Here is a 15,713-nt window from a genome sequence, read left to right as displayed (position 1 = left end):
CAGCGTTCACTGCGTCTACAGAGAAACCCGTAAAGGCTTACTCGGTCGTTGGATCTTCTAATTCGCGCGCCTGGCGCCGTTCATGGGCTTGTTTTTGCAAGATGTGACGCGCCAACAACTGGCGTTGAGTTTCGCTCATGCCTTCAAATTCAGTCACTATCTGATAACGGTCTTCATCGGCTCGGCACTCAGTGACTCGAGCGCACAGCAGCAGCCCCAAGGCTTGCGGCATCAGTACCAACTTGGCTGATAAGTGGCTGCCGACCGGATAAGCCTTTGGGTGATAAAAGTCGATGCCATCTTCGGACAGGGTAACTGGCTGCAATTCGCCGACCTTGCCCAGCACCGTTTGCGCCACGATCTGGCTGAGCAGATCGACGCGCTTGTTCAGGGTTTTAAGGTAGTTGGACAGCGTCCGGTCACGCTCGCTGATCTGGCGTAACAGGTGGTGGGATTCAAATTCGCTCAGGTGTAATTCACTGAGCAAATTGAATAGCGGAGATGCATCCTGCAACACTTTACCGCTCTCAGCCTCAACGGCCGAAAGAGGGGTGATTTCCAGTGCGATCACATCCTCGATACGGTAGTATTCGCGGCGATTTGCTTCATCTAATGTCGACATGGCGAACCCATGATGGCGGCTATGGTCTGAGTGTAAAGCTGCTTATCAGGCCCCGCCACAAGGACGCCTTCTTTTCCCTAGAACAAGCCCCGACATGTTCAGACCTCTCTTCGTATTTATTGGCACGCGTTATACCCGTGCAAAGCGTCGCAATCATTTTGTGTCGTTCATTTCTTTGACCTCCATGATCGGGCTCGCCCTTGGCGTAGTCGTAATGATTGTGGTGCTTTCGGTCATGAACGGCTTCGATCATGAGATGCGCACCCGCGTGCTGGGCATGGTGCCCCACGCGACCATCGTCGGCGATCAGCCGATCAGCGATTGGCAAAGCCTTGCGGCTAAGGTTCAGCAAAACCCGGACGTGGAAGCGGTAGCACCGTTTACCCAGATGCAGGGGTTGCTGACCCACGATGGCAATGTGCAGAAAGTGCTGCTCAACGCCATTGATCCGGCCCAGGAGCGCAAAGTCTCGATCATTGATCAGTTCATGCTTAAGGGCCAGCTCGACGCGCTGACGCCTGGCAGCTTCGGCATCATTATTGGTGACAAGGCCGCCAAGGCGCTGGGTGTGGAGGTGGGCGACAAACTGACGTTTGTGGCTCCAGAAGTATCGGTGACGCCAGCGGGTATGTTCCCGCGCATGAAGCGTTTTACCGTGCAGGGCATTTTCCATGTCGGCGCCGGTGAAATCGACGGCTACCTTGGGCTGACCAACTTACAAGACTTAGCGCGTATGCAGCGCTGGAAACCTGATCAAGTTCAAGGTTTGCGCCTCAAGTTTGACGATTTGTTCCAAGCGCCTCGCGTCTCGTGGCAGATCGCTCAGCATTTGGGTGATGGCCAGTATTTTGCCCGTGACTGGACCCGCACCCACGGCAATCTGTATCAGGCCATCCGCATGGAAAAAGCCATGATTGGCTTGCTCTTGTTACTGATCGTTGCAGTGGCAGCGTTCAATATCATTTCCACGCTGGTGATGGTGGTTAATGACAAAAAAGGCGATATCGCGATTCTGCGCACCTTGGGCGCTACGCCGGGCACGATCATGGCCATTTTCATGGTGCAGGGCACGGTGATTGGTGTGGTGGGGACCGCAATCGGTGCGGTGGTCGGTATTTTGGCCGCGCTGAATGTCAGCGCCGCGATTTCGGCCCTAGAGGGTCTGATAGGCCACAAGTTTCTCAATGCTGACGTGTATTTCATCGACTACCTGCCGTCGCAATTGCAGGCGCAGGATGTGCTGATGGTGTGCGGCGCGGCGTTGGTTCTAAGTTTCCTCGCGACCTTGTATCCGGCCTGGCGTGCTGCGCGCACCCAGCCTGCGCAGGCGCTTCGTTATGAGTGAGTTGGGCATGAAAGAGCAATCAGTGTTGAGTTGCCGCGACCTGGGCAAGTCCTACGAGGAAGGCCCGGAGTCCGTGGTGGTGTTGTCGGGTTTGCAACTGGAGTTGCATCCGGGAGAGCGCGTGGCGATTGTCGGCACATCGGGCTCGGGTAAAAGTACGTTATTGAACCTGCTTGGCGGCCTCGACACCCCGACCACTGGTAGCGTGTGGCTGGCGGGCGAGGAGTTATCGGCATTGGGCGAAAAAGCCCGTGGCTTGCTGCGAAATCGCTCGCTGGGTTTTGTGTATCAGTTTCACCATTTGCTGCCTGAGTTCACTGCGCTCGAAAACGTCTGCATGCCGCTGCTGATTGGTAAAACGCCCATCCCTGAAGCGCGGGAGCGGGCGAGCGCGTTGCTGAACCGGGTCGGTTTGGGGCATCGCTTAGAGCACAAGCCTGCCGAGCTGTCAGGGGGTGAGCGTCAGCGCGTGGCGATTGCGCGGGCGCTGGTAAACACGCCGGGGCTGGTGATGCTTGACGAACCCACTGGCAACCTTGACTCGCACACCGCCCAAGGCATTCAGGATTTGATGCTCGAACTCAGTACCTCGATGCGCACCGCGTTCTTGGTAGTGACCCACGACATGAACCTGGCCCGGCAGATGGATCGCGTGTTGCACCTTCAAGAAGGTCGCTTGACCGCGATGTGATCGGCCAAGCCTGGCGCCGAATGACGGCGTCGGGCCTTTTATTTTTATACGGTGCCCGCGAATGTTCAGACCGTTATCGATTTTTATCGGCACGCGCTATACCCGCGCCAAGCGCCGCAATCGTTTTGTCTCGTTTATCTCCATGACTTCAATGATCGGCCTCGCCTTGGGCGTGTTGGCCATGATTGTCGTGTTATCGGTGATGAACGGTTTTCAGCGTGAAATGAGTAACCGCATCCTCGGCATGGTGCCCCACGCCACCATCGTCGGTGTGAAGCCGATTGATGATTGGCGCCCGGTGGCTGCGGCTGCGATGAAAAACCCTGAGGTGACGGCTGCTGTGCCGTTTACTGAAATGGACGGCATGCTGTCCTACAAGGGTTCAATGCAGCCGATTCAGATCAGCGGTGTTGATCCGGCATTGGAAGGGCAGGTGTCTATCGTTGCCAAGCACATCGTGCAGGGCAAACTCGAAGACCTAAAGCCTGGTGAGTTTGGGATTGTGCTGGGTGATATGACAGCACGCCGTTTTCGCTTAAGTGTGGGTGACAAGATCACCTTGATCGTGCCTGAAGCCAGCACCGCGCCAGGCGGCATTACTCCGCGTTTGCAGCGCCTGAACGTCGTCGGCATCTTCAAGGTTGGCGCTGAGCTGGACGGTTCCATGGGCTTGTTACACGTCGCGGATGCTGCCGCTATCAAGCATTGGCAACCGAATCAGGTTCAGAGCGTGCGCATCGCGGTTAAAGACTTGTATGCGGCGCCCAAAGTGTCGCAGCAAATCGCTGCTGGTCTAGGAGCCGACTATAAAGCCGACGACTGGACCCACACGCAGGGCAGCTTATTCAGTGCCATGAAAATGGAAAAAACCATGATTGGTCTGTTGCTGCTGATGATCGTTGCAGTGGCGGCATTCAACATCATTGCAACCCTGATTATGGTCGTGAACGACAAGGGCGCCGACATCGCGATCTTGCGCACAATTGGCGCGACGCCACGTCAGATCATGGCCATTTTTATGGTGCAGGGAACAGTCATCGGTATTGTTGGCACCTTAATTGGTGGCGTTCTGGGTGTGATTGCTGCGCTGAATGTCAGCGAACTGGTGGGCTGGATGGAGCGGGTTTCCGGGCAGCACATTTTTAGCTCTGACGTGTACTTCGTCAGTAACTTGCCGTCAGAGCTACAAGGTGGCGACGTTGCCTTAATCTGCGGCGCGGGCTTCTTACTGAGCTTTCTGGCGACGTTATACCCCGCATACCGTGCAGCTAAAATCGAGCCTGCGCACGCGTTGCGATACTCCTAACACGCCCGAAGCCTGCGTAGGAGCTACCGCAGGCTGCGATCTTTATTTTTAAAGATCAAAAGATTGCAGCCTTCGGTAGCTCCTAGAGGTTTCTAAGCGTGTTTCGCCCCGTTGACCTCTCGCGGCAGGTCAATCTTAAATCGCGTCGATCCCTCTTGTGATTCACACCTAATCTGCCCGCCATGGGCGCGAATGATGGAGTGGGTGATGGCCAGACCTAATCCCGCTTGTTCGCTATTGCCCTCACTGCGGGCAGGGTCCGCCCGATAAAATCTATCGAATAAGCGCGGCAATACGTCGGCAGCGATCCCGGTGCCAGTGTTTTCGATGCTAATGCCTACTTTTGTCGACGCCTCGCTGATCACGACTTTTATCGTCCCGCCCGCGGGGGTGTAACGCAGTGCGTTGTCCAGCAGGTTGGAAAGGGCGCGCCGCAGCATGCTGCGATCACCGGCAATCCGGGCGCTGCCTTCGCAGCTCAATTGGATCTGCGTGTCTTCGGCGAGCAGCGCATAAAACTCCAGTAGGGAGCTCACTTCATTGTCCAGCTGCAATGCTTCGCGGCGAGGCGTAAGCAGGCCGTGGTCGGCCTTGGCCAGGTAAAGCATGTCGTTGACCAGTTGTGCCATCCATTGCAGCTCTTCGAGGTTGCTGTGCAGCGCCTCTTTGTAGTCCTCGATGCCTCGCGGGCGGGTGAGGGTGACTTGGGTATGAGTCAGCACGTTAGACAGCGGGGTGCGCAGTTCATGGGCAATATCAGCGGAAAACGCCGACAGTCGCTGAAACGAGTCGTCCAGACGCTCCAGCATGGCGTTGAAAGCCGCCGCCAACTCCGCAAGTTCTGGCGGCATCTGTGCCTGAGGCAAGCGAGCGTTGAGTGAGTCCGCCGACACGCTGCTGGCAACCGCGCTCATGCGGCGCAGCGGGCGCAAGCCACTGCGCGCCGCCCATGCCCCGAGAACGGCCGTGGCCAACGTTGAGAGCCCCATCGTCATCCAGATCAAGTGCTGCATGCGTTGTAAGAAGTGCTGGTGATGGGTGATGTCGAGCAGCAAGGTCAGTTGCGGGGCATCAGCGGTTTTGGGCTTTGAATTAAGCACTCGGTAATCTGTGCCATTGATTTGTAAGGTGGCCAGCCCAGGAAGCTGAGGAAGCTGGGGCGGCAAGCGCGTTGAGCTGTCATACCATAAGTGACCGTCGGGGCCGCGCACTCGCACAGCCAGATCCGGCTGATGGCTGAGGTCTTGTAACAGCATGGGCAAGCGCTGTGTAAAGGCTTCAAGCGTGCGGGTGCCGTGCAGTGTGCTGGTTATAACAGCCAGCCGACTTTCCATTAGTTGTTGATCTAGTTCGACGAAATGCCCCTCGCTGGCGCGATCAAACAACACGCCTGCTAATAACGAGACCACAGCGGTGCACCCGGCAAACAGTAATGCCAGCCGAGTGCTCAGAGCCAAGCGCCGCATCAGTCGGCTCGCTCTTCAAGCACATAGCCCATGCCACGGACTGTATGAATCAATTTGTATTCATGGCTATCGTCAATTTTTAGGCGTAGACGGCGAATCGCCACCTCGATCACGTTGGTGTCGCTGTCGAAATTCATGTCCCACACTTGTGAGGCAATCAAGGATTTGGGCAGTACTTCTCCCTGTCGGCGCAAGAGTAGTTCCAGCAGAGCAAACTCTTTGGCGGTGAGGTCGATACGCTGGCTATCTCGTTCTACACGACGGCGAATCAGGTCCAGACGCAAGTCAGCCACTTGCAGGCTGGTTTCTTGGGGCGCGCTGCTACCGCGGCGCAACAAACTGCGCACGCGAGCCAGAAGCTCTGAAAAGGCGAAAGGTTTGACTAGGTAGTCGTCGGCGCCCAACTCTAGGCCATGCACGCGGTCTTGCACCGCATCGCGAGCGGTCAGGAACAGCACCGGCATATCGAGCCCGGCGCTGCGCACTGCTTGCAAGATCTGCCAGCCATCGCGGCCAGGGAGCATCACATCAAGAATCAGTAGCGAGTAGTCACCGGTCAGTGCCAAATGCTGGCCGGTAAGGCCGTCAGTGGCCAGTTCGGTCACAAAGCCGGCCTCACTCAGCCCTTGGCGCAGGTAGTGGCCGGTTTTAGCTTGGTCTTCGACAATCAGCAGTTTCATGGGTTGCCCATCACAAAAATCACCTCAGCCTTATACCGTGCAGTTTTGTCCATAAGTTGAAGCTGACAAAGTTGTAATCTTACGGTCAGTTGAATGCCAGTCACACAGCCTTAAAGTGATGGAAAGACTGACTGTAAGTTTCCGGAGGTAAGTATGACGTTACACAAGTGTTTGTCTCTTGCGAGCTGTTTATGGGTGTTGAGCTTGCCGGCTGTGGCCTCGCCGGGTGAGCATTTTGATTTTGGTCACTCTGCGCCTGCCGCCAGTGCAACGCGCACCATTGAAGTCGAGATGAGCGACATTGCCTTTAATCCCAAGTCGTTGGATGTAAAAGCGGGCGAGACTGTGCGTTTTGTACTGGTCAACAAAGGCCACTTGCTGCACGAGTTCAATCTTGGCCATGCGGCCATGCACGCTGAGCACCAAAAAGAAATGCTGGATATGCAGCAGAGCGGCATGATGACGCCCACCGCTATTAATCACGCAGGTATGGATCATTCTGCGATGGGGCATGGCTCGATGAACATGCCGGGCATGAAGCACGACGACCCGAATAGCGTACTGGTTGAGCCGGGTAAAACGGCTGAGCTGACTTGGACATTTGCCAAAACCGACAATTTGGAATTTGCCTGCAATGTGCCGGGGCACTATCAGGCAGGGATGGTTGGTCAATTGAAAGTGGCACCTTAAATAGCTCTACTCGTCTGCGGGGGCTTAAAGCCTGTAGAATTGCCGGGTTTTTCTAGCCAGGTTTTTGTCATGCATCCCGCAGCCGAACATTCGCCGCTGGGCAAGTCCAGTGAATACATCAGCACTTACACCCCGTCTTTGTTGTTCCCGATTCCGCGTGCGGCGAAGTGGGCGGAGCTTGGGCTGAGCGCCGAAACGCTACCTTATGTTGGGGTGGATTTCTGGAATTGCTTTGAACTGTCATGGTTGTTGCCCTCCGGCAAGCCGGTGGTGGCTATCGGCGAGTTCTGCTTTAGCGCCGACTCGCCAAATATCGTTGAATCCAAGTCCTTCAAGCTGTACCTGAACTCGCTGAATCAGACCGTCTTTGATGATGTGAACAGCCTGGAGGCGACTTTGCAGGCTGACTTGTCAGCCGCATCCGGCAAGCCTGTCAGTGTGCGTGTCCGCAGTTTGAACGAGGTGCAGGCGGACGGTGTAGGCGTTCTGCCTGGAGTGTGTATTGATGACCTGAACATTACGGTCAGCGATTACGAGCATCCGCGCCCAGAACTGTTGAAGTGCGATGAGTCGCAGGTCGTTGAAGAAAGCCTGTACAGCCATTTGCTCAAGTCCAACTGCCCGGTGACCAGCCAGCCGGATTGGGGCACGGTAGTGGTTGAATACCGCGGTGCGGCACTGAACCACGCCAGTTTGCTGGCGTATCTGGTGAGCTTTCGCCAGCATTCAGATTTTCATGAGCAGTGTGTCGAGCGGATTTTTCTTGATTTGCAGCGCTTGCTCAAACCCGAAAAATTGACCGTGTATGCGCGCTATGTGCGCCGTGGCGGGCTGGACATCAACCCGTATCGCAGTACCGAAGCGGTTGAGTTTTCGAATCTGCGATTAGTACGTCAGTAAAAGTGATTTGATCTTGTAGGAGCTGCCGCAGGCTGCGATCTTTTGCCTTTAAAGATCAAGAGATCGCAGCCTGCGGCAGCTCCTACAGGCGTATCAGGCGTATCAGGCGTTGAGCTTTTGCGCCTGCTCCAGCACTGCGTCAACATGCCCCGGCACTTTGACGCCACGCCATTCGTGACGCAGCACGCCCTCTTTGTCGATCAAAAAGGTGCTGCGGTCTACGCCGAGGTATTCCTTGCCGTAGAGCTTTTTCAACTTGATCACGTCAAACAGTTGGCACAGGACTTCGTCCTTATCGCTCAGCAACTCAAACGGGAATGCCTGTTTAGCCTTGAAGTTCTCATGGGACTTAAGGCTGTCACGTGAAACGCCAAACACTTCAGTGTTGGCCGCCTGAAACTCGGCGTAGTGGTCACGAAAACCTTGGCCTTCGGTGGTGCAGCCCGGCGTGCTGTCCTTAGGGTAGAAGTAAATCACCACCTGCTTGCCTTTAAGGCCGGACAAACTAACGGTTTGCTCGCTGGTAGCCGGGATCTGAAAGTCGCTTACGGGTTGGTCAATTGCAACGGCCATGTGGGGCTTCCTTACATTGGGTTTTGTGGGCGCCAAGGCTCGATTAATGCGTCGAGGTTCAATGCGTCAGCGAAATCCAAGAATTGATCGCGCAGCCAGCTGATTTGCACGCCCGCCGGCAGCGTTACGGTGAACGTAGCGTTGAGCATAGTGCCGCCGGTTTGTGGGGCCTGGTAGGTATCGCAGGTCAGGTTTTCGAGTTCAACGTTGTGGTCCGTGAAGAACTGGCACAGTTCGTTGATGATGTCTGAGCGGTAGGCCGAACTTACGTACGCCACATAAGGAAGCGCTTGTGGGCGAGTTTCAAGGGGCGCGCTGCGCACCACATTGACGTTAAACGCATGCTTTTTGGCAAGGGCCGGCAGGCCAGCTTCTAGGCGGGCCAGCGCGTCCCAGCTACCGGTGATCTCCAGCACGAGTGCGCTGCATTCGCCGTGGCGTGTCAGACGAGAGGTCACGACCGCGCAGCGATTTTCATGGCTGGCCCGGCACAAGACGTTAGTCAGCTCCATAGGATTGGCGCCAAGTGCACTGATAACTAGAAATTGTTCGCGGACTGTGGGGGTGGACATGCAGCCTTCCTAAAACGATGAGCGGTCAGTACGGTTGATTGTGCGTGGCTCCAAGATCAGATGCCTTACAAGCACATAAGCCCGCCAGCACGCTGTTTGAGGCCGTTTGCAAGCGATGCAAGCCGCGCTCTAAGGCGTAGGGGCAGGGCATAAAGTGCTTATATAAAGGTCTGTAAAAAAGACGTTTGCACACACCAGTACCAATCAAAGGATGAAGGGTAGCGAAAAGCAGCGCGAAGGGGAATGCTCATCAGGCGCGCTGTTGCTTGTGCAAGGGTCATGGCGCCAGTACCATTACGGCTCTCTTTTTCCGGCAGGAGCGGTTGCATGATTGCGGGCAGTATGGTGGCACTGGTCACACCTATGGATGCACAAGGTCGTCTTGATTGGGACGCTCTGAGCAAACTGGTGGACTTTCACCTGCAAGAGGGCACCAACGCCATTGTTGCCGTTGGCACCACAGGTGAATCAGCAACTCTGGATGTGAACGAACACATCGAAGTGATTCGTCACGTTGTCAAACAGGTCGCAGGGCGTATTCCGGTCATTGCCGGTACAGGCGCTAACTCGACGCGTGAAGCGATCGAGCTGACCTCCAATGCGAAGGCCGCTGGCGCAGACGCTTGCCTACTGGTCACACCGTATTACAACAAGCCGACCCAAGAAGGCTTGTATCAGCACTTTAAGGCTGTCGCTGAAGCAGTCGACATCCCTCAGATCCTTTACAACGTTCCGGGCCGTACAGCGTGCGACATGCTGCCAGAAACCGTTGTGCGCCTGTCGACGGTGAAAAACATCATCGGCATCAAAGAGGCGACCGGCGACCTGACCCGCGTACCTGTCATTCTGGCCGATGTGAGCAGTGACTTTCTGGTGTACTCCGGCGATGACGCAACGGCGGTTGAGCTGATCCTGCTTGGCGGCAAGGGCAATATTTCGGTCACTGCTAACGTTGCCCCGCGTGACGTCAGCGATTTGTGTGCGGCGGCGATGCGCGGTGATGCTGTAACAGCGCGAGCGATTCACGAAAAACTGATGCCGCTCAATAAAACCTTGTTTATCGAATCCAACCCTATCCCTGTGAAGTGGGCGCTGCATGAAATGGGCTTGATGCAGGACGGTATCCGTCTGCCGCTCACCTGGCTCAGCGAAGCCTGTCACGAACCGCTGCGTCAGGCTCTGCGCCAGTCCGGCGTCTTGGTTTAATTGAGGAAGTATTACGCATGAAGCGATTGGCCGGACTTTCCGCACTAGCCGTGATTATTTCGAGCACCAGCGGCTGCGGTTGGCTGTGGGGCCCAGATGGCTACTTCCGGGACCGTGGCAGCGACTATTTGCAGGCTCAAGAGACAGCACCGATGGCCTTGCCACCGGGCGTTGTCACAGACAAACGCCTGGTCCCGCTGTTGCCGATTCCGAGCAACGTGCCGGATGACAACGTCAAGGGCGAGTTTGAAGTGCCGCGTCCTCAGCCATTGGCTGCGATTGCCAGCGCCAGCGATTACTCCCTGCAAAAAACCGGCGACAGCCGTTGGGTATTGGCTCAGCACGTGCCGTCAGAAGTGTGGTCGGTTGCGATGCAGTTCTTCCAAGACAACGGTTTTCGTATTGACGAGCAACGTCCACAAACGGGCGAGTTCACGACGGCATGGCAGCACGCTGACGAATTGTCCGCCCCTGTGGCTCGTCACCTGACCAGCAGCGGCCTGTCTGCCGATAGCGAAACCCGTTTGCGGGTCCGCATCGAGCCGGGCGTGCAGCGCAACACCAGTGAAATTTACGTGGTCAGTGCCAATCGTCCGCTGGGCAGTACCGCCAATGTTGAATTCACTCCGAACTCGGTCAATACCGGTCTGGATGCTGGCCTTGTCGATGAAATGCTAGTCAGCATGAGCCGTAACGCCGAGAAGGGCGGTTCGGTGTCGTTGTTGGCAGCACGTGATTTCGACACCCCGGCGCGCGTCAGCCTAAGCGAAGACGGTAGCGGCAATCCGGTACTGAGCCTGACCGAAGACTTAGATCGTGCTTGGTCTAGCGTAGGACGTGCACTGGAGCAGGGTGAGTGGCGCGTTGAAGACATCAACCGCACGTTGGGCCTCTACTACATCAACTTGGCAGAGAAAGCCGAGAAGAAAGACCAGAAGCCTGGTTTCTTCTCCAGCCTCTTTGGCGGCAATCCGAGCAAAGAAGAAGTCGAATCCCGTGCCCAGCGTTATCAGGTTCGCCTGAGCAAGGTTGGCGACAGCGTACAAGTCACGGTTGAAGAGAACATCAACACCAGCGCTCCGCCAGAAGTGGCGCGCCAAGTGTTGAGCGAGATTCAAGACAACCTGGGCTAATTTTATGCGTTTTGCCGTTCTCGGCAGTGGTAGCCAAGGGAATGGCACGCTGATAGCCAGCGACAGCACTTATGTATTGGTCGATTGCGGTTTTTCGTTGCGAGAAACCGAGCGCCGCTTGGCTCGGTTAGGCGTAAGCCCACACCAACTGAGTGCGATTCTAGTAACCCACGAACATGCCGATCACGTGCATGGCGTGGGTTTACTGTCTCGGCGCTACAATTTGCCGGTGTATATGAGTCGTGGCACTCAGCGCGGGATGCGCAAACCCTTGGAACCAGCCGGTTTCGTGGCAGACGGTGAAAAGTTGCAGATTGGCGCCCTAAGCATCAGCGTGACGCGTGTAGCGCATGATGCTCAGGAGCCTACTCAATACGTGTTCAGTGATGGTCAGCGGCGCTTTGGCTTGCTGACTGATCTGGGTTCCTATTGCGCAGGTGTGCTGCACAGCTACCGCGATCTGGATGCACTGATGATCGAGGCTAATCACTGCCGCGATCTTCTGGCCCGCGGTCACTACCCCTACTTTCTTAAACAGCGAGTGGGTGGCCAGGAAGGACATTTGAATAACCATCAGGCCGCGAACCTGGTGGCCGAGTTGGGGTGCAAAAACCTGCAACACTTGGTATTGGCCCACCTCAGCAGCAAGAACAACCTGCCTCAGTTGGCCCGGCAATGTTTCGTCGACACCCTTGGGTGCGACCCGGACTGGCTGCAACTGGCGGATCAAGATTCAGGGCTCGACTGGCGCACAATCGCCTAGCCCACCTACTCAGCATGCGGAGCCCATCATGGAAAAACGTGAAGAACTCTATCGCGGTAAAGCGAAGTCGGTTTACAAAACTGACGACGAAAACCGCTTGATCCTGTTGTTTCGCAACGACACCTCAGCCTTTGATGGCAAACGTATCGAACAGCTAGACCGTAAAGGCATGGTGAACAACAAGTTCAACGCCTTCATCATGCAAAAACTCGAAGAAGCCGGCGTCCCGACTCAATTCGACAAACTGCTGGGCGACAACGAATGCCTGGTTAAAAAACTCGACATGATCCCGGTTGAATGCGTAGTGCGTAATTACGCCGCAGGCAGCTTGGTCAAGCGTCTGGGTGTAGAAGAGGGCATGAAACTCAACCCTTACACCTTCGAACTGTTTCTGAAAGACGACGCCAAAGGCGACCCGTTCATCAACGAATCCCACGTCGTGGCATTTGGTTGGGGCACCGCAGAGCAACTGGTTCGCATGAAAGAGCTGTCGCTCAAAGTTAACGACGTACTGAACAAACTGTTCGACGACGCTGGCTTGCTCTTGGTCGACTTCAAACTCGAGTTCGGCGTATTCCACGACGGCAGCATCGTCTTGGGCGACGAGTTCAGCCCGGACGGTTGCCGCCTGTGGGACAAATCCACTGGCAAGAAAATGGACAAAGACCGCTTCCGTCAGGGGCTGGGCGACGTCATTGAAGCCTACGAAGAAGTTGCAAACCGCCTAGGCGTCCCGCTTTAAGCTGCAAACGCGCGCAAGCAACTGATAGCACGTGATTTTTTTGAAAAAAGGCTTTGCCTGATTTCGAAAGCGTTGATATGATGCGCGCCGTTGGAGAGATGCCAGAGTGGCCGAATGGGACGGATTCGAAATCCGTTGTACCTTCACCGGTACCTAGGGTTCGAATCCCTATCTCTCCGCCATACAAATGAAAGCCCCGCAGATTAACGTCTGCGGGGCTTTTTTGTGGCTGGCGTCCGACCCTTGCGATTTACACAGCCGCTTATCGGGAGAGCATTATGAGTGCTAGCGGCACGCTCTAAGTTGGAAAGTTATCATCCGAAGCGCTCGGCGTTGTTGGTGTCTTTTTTCTTGCAGGTTAATGGCTAGAGCAATGCTGTTGGATTATCAGTTGTCTCTTAATATTCATTGCGGGTGGATTGCTATATTTCGAATATTTTATTGGCTGAAATAAGGTTTTATTAATCCGCTTATTTCAATGGTATGCGATTCCCCACCCCCAATTGCCGGGATTAATAATTTAACGTTGCGTGAGTAGTTGCAGACTATTGTTTAATAGGTCTTTAAAGTTAGTGGCGTAGGAAAATTCCTAAAGTTTTAAAAAGCTCAGTGTGCGTGTTGAGATTTCAATATAGTAATTGTGCAGTTACCAAGGCTTGAAGTTTTTTAAAGTGGAGTGTAATACTTTCGCAACTTTAGTAGGATTCGACGGATCCCAGATTGAAATAATAGGAGAGGTGATGATCCCGCCAATTGATAGAACAATCCAAGTATTAGAAGAGTTAAGCCGCTGTCAGCCGCGCAAAGTACGACGCACGGGGGTAGAAAACAAGGCACGGATCATCGCCAACTGGTGCATGGGGTTGTCTACGCTATTAATGATCATCATGGCAGGTTTCGTTTTTTCTTATGACACAAGGCCTCCATCGCTATATGCCCAGCTATTTGTAATGACGATGAGCATCATCTCTATGCTACTGGCCATATCAGCGTTAATTGCGCCGATGGTAGCGTCGCTTTTGTTGGCTTTTCGTTGGAAGAAGTTATCGTTGGAGGGATTATGTGACGATATTCGGCATGAACAAGCGATGGCTGATCGTTTAGCCCAATACGAGTCCGCGGCTTTAAAAGATGCCCATTATTGGTTAAGTCGAAAAATCAGACGTATCAGTGAGCGTACAGGACGTTTTTTCGGAGAGAAAACCGCCGTCATAGGTCTTTTAGCAACGGCATATTCATTTGCTGCTGAATTTGGTGGATTTGAATGGATTTCCCGTACTTTAGTTGCAGGCTTTCAAATGGATAACTTAGGTAATACCGTGCTTTTGGGGGCTGGTGCGTTCTTGCTTGGTGTGTCTATCGGCTCAATCCTGCTAGGGCACATTGCTGCACGTTACCGCTATCAGATCGAGATAATCGAATTGGTAGATAGGGAGTGGAGATATTAGTGGGCGTACCCTATTACCCCAAGTAAAAATTGGGGCTTGCAGGCGAAGGTGAGGTCGATATTTTGGATCTGAAATGCTATCCAGAAAATACCGGCTCACTTCGCAAGCTTGAAGGTATTCTTCCCGGCTACCCCATGAATAAAGAGCATTGGATCAGTGTGGTATTAGAGATTTCGGTGCAAGCCAAATACCTACACGAACTCACTCAGGACAGTTACAAGCTGGCTAAATAGTCGCTCTGATCCACAGCGACTATTTGGGTGTACTCCACCATCAGTATCTCCTTGGGCGTAAGTGAGCAACGGCTCGCCGCTCCTACCCGCTGATACTGATCAGCTCGGTTGGGTCGCCAATTTATTACTCACGTTACGCCCCAGTACCAAGACGGTGACAAAACCGCAGCCTACCAGTGCCGTGGCCAAGCTGAAGAGTACTGCGCTGCCCAGTTGGTCAACAATTTGTCCGCCAAAGAATGAACCCAAGGCGATGATGACTTGAAATAGCGCGATGAAGAGCGGCATGCCGCGTTCGACATCTTTGGGGGCTACGACAAACATCCAGATGCTGGCGCAGGCCGGGAATGCACCAAAGGCGAAGCCCCAGAGTGCAATCAGCACAACGGCGCCACTCATGTGGGTGGCAAATTGGGGGAAGAGGGCGGTGCTGGTACCAATCATCAGTGCGACCAGCAGCAAGGTGTACCGAACGCTGCGATTGGCGGCGAACCCGGCAAAAATATTACCCAGAACGCCCGCCGCGCCGTAGAGCAGCAGCAATGAACCAATAGTCGAGCCGTCGAAACCCGAGCTGTTTTTGAAGAATGGCGCCACATAGGTGTACGCCGCAAAGTGTGCCAGGCCGATAAATAAGACCGCGATCAAGCCGATTCGGGAGAGTGGGTTGATGATCAAGGCTGGCAGATCCTTGATGAGAATGGCCTTTTCCGGGTTGAGCCGCGGCAGCAAGAAGATCTGCGCCAACAGCACTGGGATGCCCATGAGTGCGGTTATAAGAAACGTCATGCGCCAGCCCATCAGGCCGCTAAGCCAAGTCCCTACCGGTACACCCAGCACGGTGGCCAAGGTGACGCCGAACATAATGATCGAGGTGGCTTGCGCCACGCTCACGCCCTTGGGCGCCAGTCGGCCGCTGAGCCCTATGGCGGTCGCCCAGAAGCCGCCGATACTAATCCCCAAGAACACTCGCCCTAACAGCAGCAGGTTGAAGTCGCTGGCGATGGCCACAACTGCGTTGGCGACGATCATGATCAGCGTCAGGCCGATGAGTAGATAGCGTCGGTCCAAGGCACCAATGCCCACAGAGAGCAAAGGGGCCGCGAGCGCCGCCATTATGCCGGGCAGGGTCACCATCAGACCGGCATGGCCAGCACTGATGCCAAGGTCGGTAGCTACGTCGTTGAGTACGCCCACGGGGAGAAACTCGCTGGTCACCAAGGCGAAGGCACCCACGGCGACGGAAAGAATAGCGAGCCACTGCTGTTTGACACTGTGCTGATTATGTTCGGGTAGACCGTTGGCGGTCTGACTGGCGCTTGGCATGAATGAGGTGTTCCAGA

17 protein-coding genes and 1 tRNA gene are annotated in these 15,713 nt (G+C 54.9%); 12 read left to right on the top strand and 6 right to left on the bottom strand.

All coding sequences use genetic code 11. The features are described 5' to 3' along the window. Positions 1 to 37: 37 nt before the first annotated feature. On the bottom strand, positions 38 to 622 hold the full coding sequence (locus AQS70_RS16605; RefSeq protein WP_055103855.1) for a PilZ domain-containing protein: 585 nt from the start codon (positions 620 to 622) through the stop codon (positions 38 to 40). Between the two features lie 94 nt (positions 623 to 716). On the opposite strand from AQS70_RS16605, the gene AQS70_RS16600 reads away from it, so the two are divergent. The 3 genes from AQS70_RS16600 (at position 717) to AQS70_RS16590 (ending at position 3,964) form a co-directional block, all read left to right on the top strand. Then, positions 717 to 1,967, top strand: a complete 1,251-nt coding sequence (locus AQS70_RS16600; protein WP_055103854.1) for a lipoprotein-releasing ABC transporter permease subunit — start codon at positions 717 to 719, stop codon at positions 1,965 to 1,967. Between the two features lie 7 nt (positions 1,968 to 1,974). After that, complete coding sequence (gene lolD / locus AQS70_RS16595; protein ID WP_162233908.1) at positions 1,975 to 2,658, top strand: lipoprotein-releasing ABC transporter ATP-binding protein LolD; 684 nt, start codon at positions 1,975 to 1,977, stop codon at positions 2,656 to 2,658. Positions 2,659 to 2,719: 61 nt separating this feature from the next. Then, a complete protein-coding gene (locus AQS70_RS16590) occupies positions 2,720 to 3,964 on the top strand; it encodes a lipoprotein-releasing ABC transporter permease subunit (protein WP_055103852.1) in 1,245 nt (414 codons plus the stop codon). 92 nt (positions 3,965 to 4,056) lie between these two features. On the opposite strand, the gene AQS70_RS16585 is transcribed toward AQS70_RS16590, so the two are convergent. Further along, positions 4,057 to 5,430 (bottom strand): heavy metal sensor histidine kinase, encoded by a 1,374-nt coding sequence (locus AQS70_RS16585; protein ID WP_055103851.1) that lies wholly within the window; start codon positions 5,428 to 5,430, stop codon positions 4,057 to 4,059. After that, on the bottom strand, positions 5,430 to 6,110 hold the full coding sequence (locus tag AQS70_RS16580; RefSeq protein WP_055103850.1) for a heavy metal response regulator transcription factor: 681 nt from the start codon (positions 6,108 to 6,110) through the stop codon (positions 5,430 to 5,432). Before AQS70_RS16580 ends, AQS70_RS16585 begins: the two co-directional genes overlap by 1 nt. Positions 6,111 to 6,263: 153 nt before the next feature. On the opposite strand from AQS70_RS16580, the gene copI reads away from it, so the two are divergent. Next, positions 6,264 to 6,800 (top strand): copper-resistant cuproprotein CopI, encoded by a 537-nt coding sequence (copI, locus tag AQS70_RS16575; protein WP_055103849.1) that lies wholly within the window; start codon positions 6,264 to 6,266, stop codon positions 6,798 to 6,800. 69 nt (positions 6,801 to 6,869) lie between these two features. Continuing rightward, positions 6,870 to 7,700 carry an NADPH-dependent 7-cyano-7-deazaguanine reductase QueF gene (gene queF / locus AQS70_RS16570; protein WP_055103848.1) on the top strand — a complete coding sequence of 277 codons (831 nt, stop codon included), beginning with the start codon at positions 6,870 to 6,872 and terminating at the stop codon, positions 7,698 to 7,700. A gap of 102 nt (positions 7,701 to 7,802) precedes the next feature. Here the strand turns inward: queF and AQS70_RS16565 are convergent, their stop codons facing one another. Both AQS70_RS16565 and AQS70_RS16560 read right to left on the bottom strand, forming a co-directional pair. Next, complete coding sequence (locus tag AQS70_RS16565) at positions 7,803 to 8,273, bottom strand: peroxiredoxin (protein ID WP_055103847.1); 471 nt, start codon at positions 8,271 to 8,273, stop codon at positions 7,803 to 7,805. Between the two features lie 11 nt (positions 8,274 to 8,284). Next, on the bottom strand, positions 8,285 to 8,845 hold the full coding sequence (locus AQS70_RS16560) for a glycine cleavage system transcriptional repressor (RefSeq protein ID WP_055103846.1): 561 nt from the start codon (positions 8,843 to 8,845) through the stop codon (positions 8,285 to 8,287). Positions 8,846 to 9,172: 327 nt separating this feature from the next. Between AQS70_RS16560 and dapA the strand changes: the two genes are divergently transcribed. The 7 genes from dapA to AQS70_RS16525 all read left to right on the top strand — a co-directional run bounded on the left by dapA (position 9,173) and on the right by AQS70_RS16525 (position 14,370). Beyond that, positions 9,173 to 10,051: a 4-hydroxy-tetrahydrodipicolinate synthase gene (dapA, locus tag AQS70_RS16555; RefSeq protein ID WP_055103845.1), complete on the top strand. Its 879-nt coding sequence runs from the start codon at positions 9,173 to 9,175 to the stop codon at positions 10,049 to 10,051. 17 nt (positions 10,052 to 10,068) lie between these two features. Next, on the top strand, positions 10,069 to 11,184 hold the full coding sequence (gene bamC / locus AQS70_RS16550) for an outer membrane protein assembly factor BamC (RefSeq protein ID WP_055103844.1): 1,116 nt from the start codon (positions 10,069 to 10,071) through the stop codon (positions 11,182 to 11,184). Between the two features lie 4 nt (positions 11,185 to 11,188). After that, positions 11,189 to 11,947: an MBL fold metallo-hydrolase gene (locus AQS70_RS16545; RefSeq protein WP_055103843.1), complete on the top strand. Its 759-nt coding sequence runs from the start codon at positions 11,189 to 11,191 to the stop codon at positions 11,945 to 11,947. A gap of 28 nt (positions 11,948 to 11,975) precedes the next feature. Next, a complete protein-coding gene (purC, locus tag AQS70_RS16540; protein WP_055103842.1) occupies positions 11,976 to 12,689 on the top strand; it encodes a phosphoribosylaminoimidazolesuccinocarboxamide synthase in 714 nt (237 codons plus the stop codon). Between the two features lie 92 nt (positions 12,690 to 12,781). After that, positions 12,782 to 12,871: transfer RNA gene (locus tag AQS70_RS16535), tRNA-Ser, on the top strand. A 558-nt stretch (positions 12,872 to 13,429) separates the two neighbouring features. After that, complete coding sequence (locus AQS70_RS16530) at positions 13,430 to 14,137, top strand: hypothetical protein (protein ID WP_055103841.1); 708 nt, start codon at positions 13,430 to 13,432, stop codon at positions 14,135 to 14,137. 62 nt (positions 14,138 to 14,199) lie between these two features. Beyond that, on the top strand, positions 14,200 to 14,370 hold the full coding sequence (locus AQS70_RS16525) for an MmcQ/YjbR family DNA-binding protein (RefSeq protein ID WP_241492856.1): 171 nt from the start codon (positions 14,200 to 14,202) through the stop codon (positions 14,368 to 14,370). 99 nt (positions 14,371 to 14,469) lie between these two features. Here AQS70_RS16525 and AQS70_RS16520 read toward each other — a convergent pair whose 3' ends face one another. Then, a complete protein-coding gene (locus AQS70_RS16520; protein WP_055103864.1) occupies positions 14,470 to 15,696 on the bottom strand; it encodes an MFS transporter in 1,227 nt (408 codons plus the stop codon). Positions 15,697 to 15,713 lie beyond the last annotated feature (17 nt).

Origin of the sequence: Pseudomonas endophytica (assembly GCF_001411475.1) — a bacterium.
Classification (GTDB): domain Bacteria; phylum Pseudomonadota; class Gammaproteobacteria; order Pseudomonadales; family Pseudomonadaceae; genus Aquipseudomonas; species Aquipseudomonas endophytica.
This window is presented reverse-complemented; position numbering and strand designations above follow the sequence as displayed.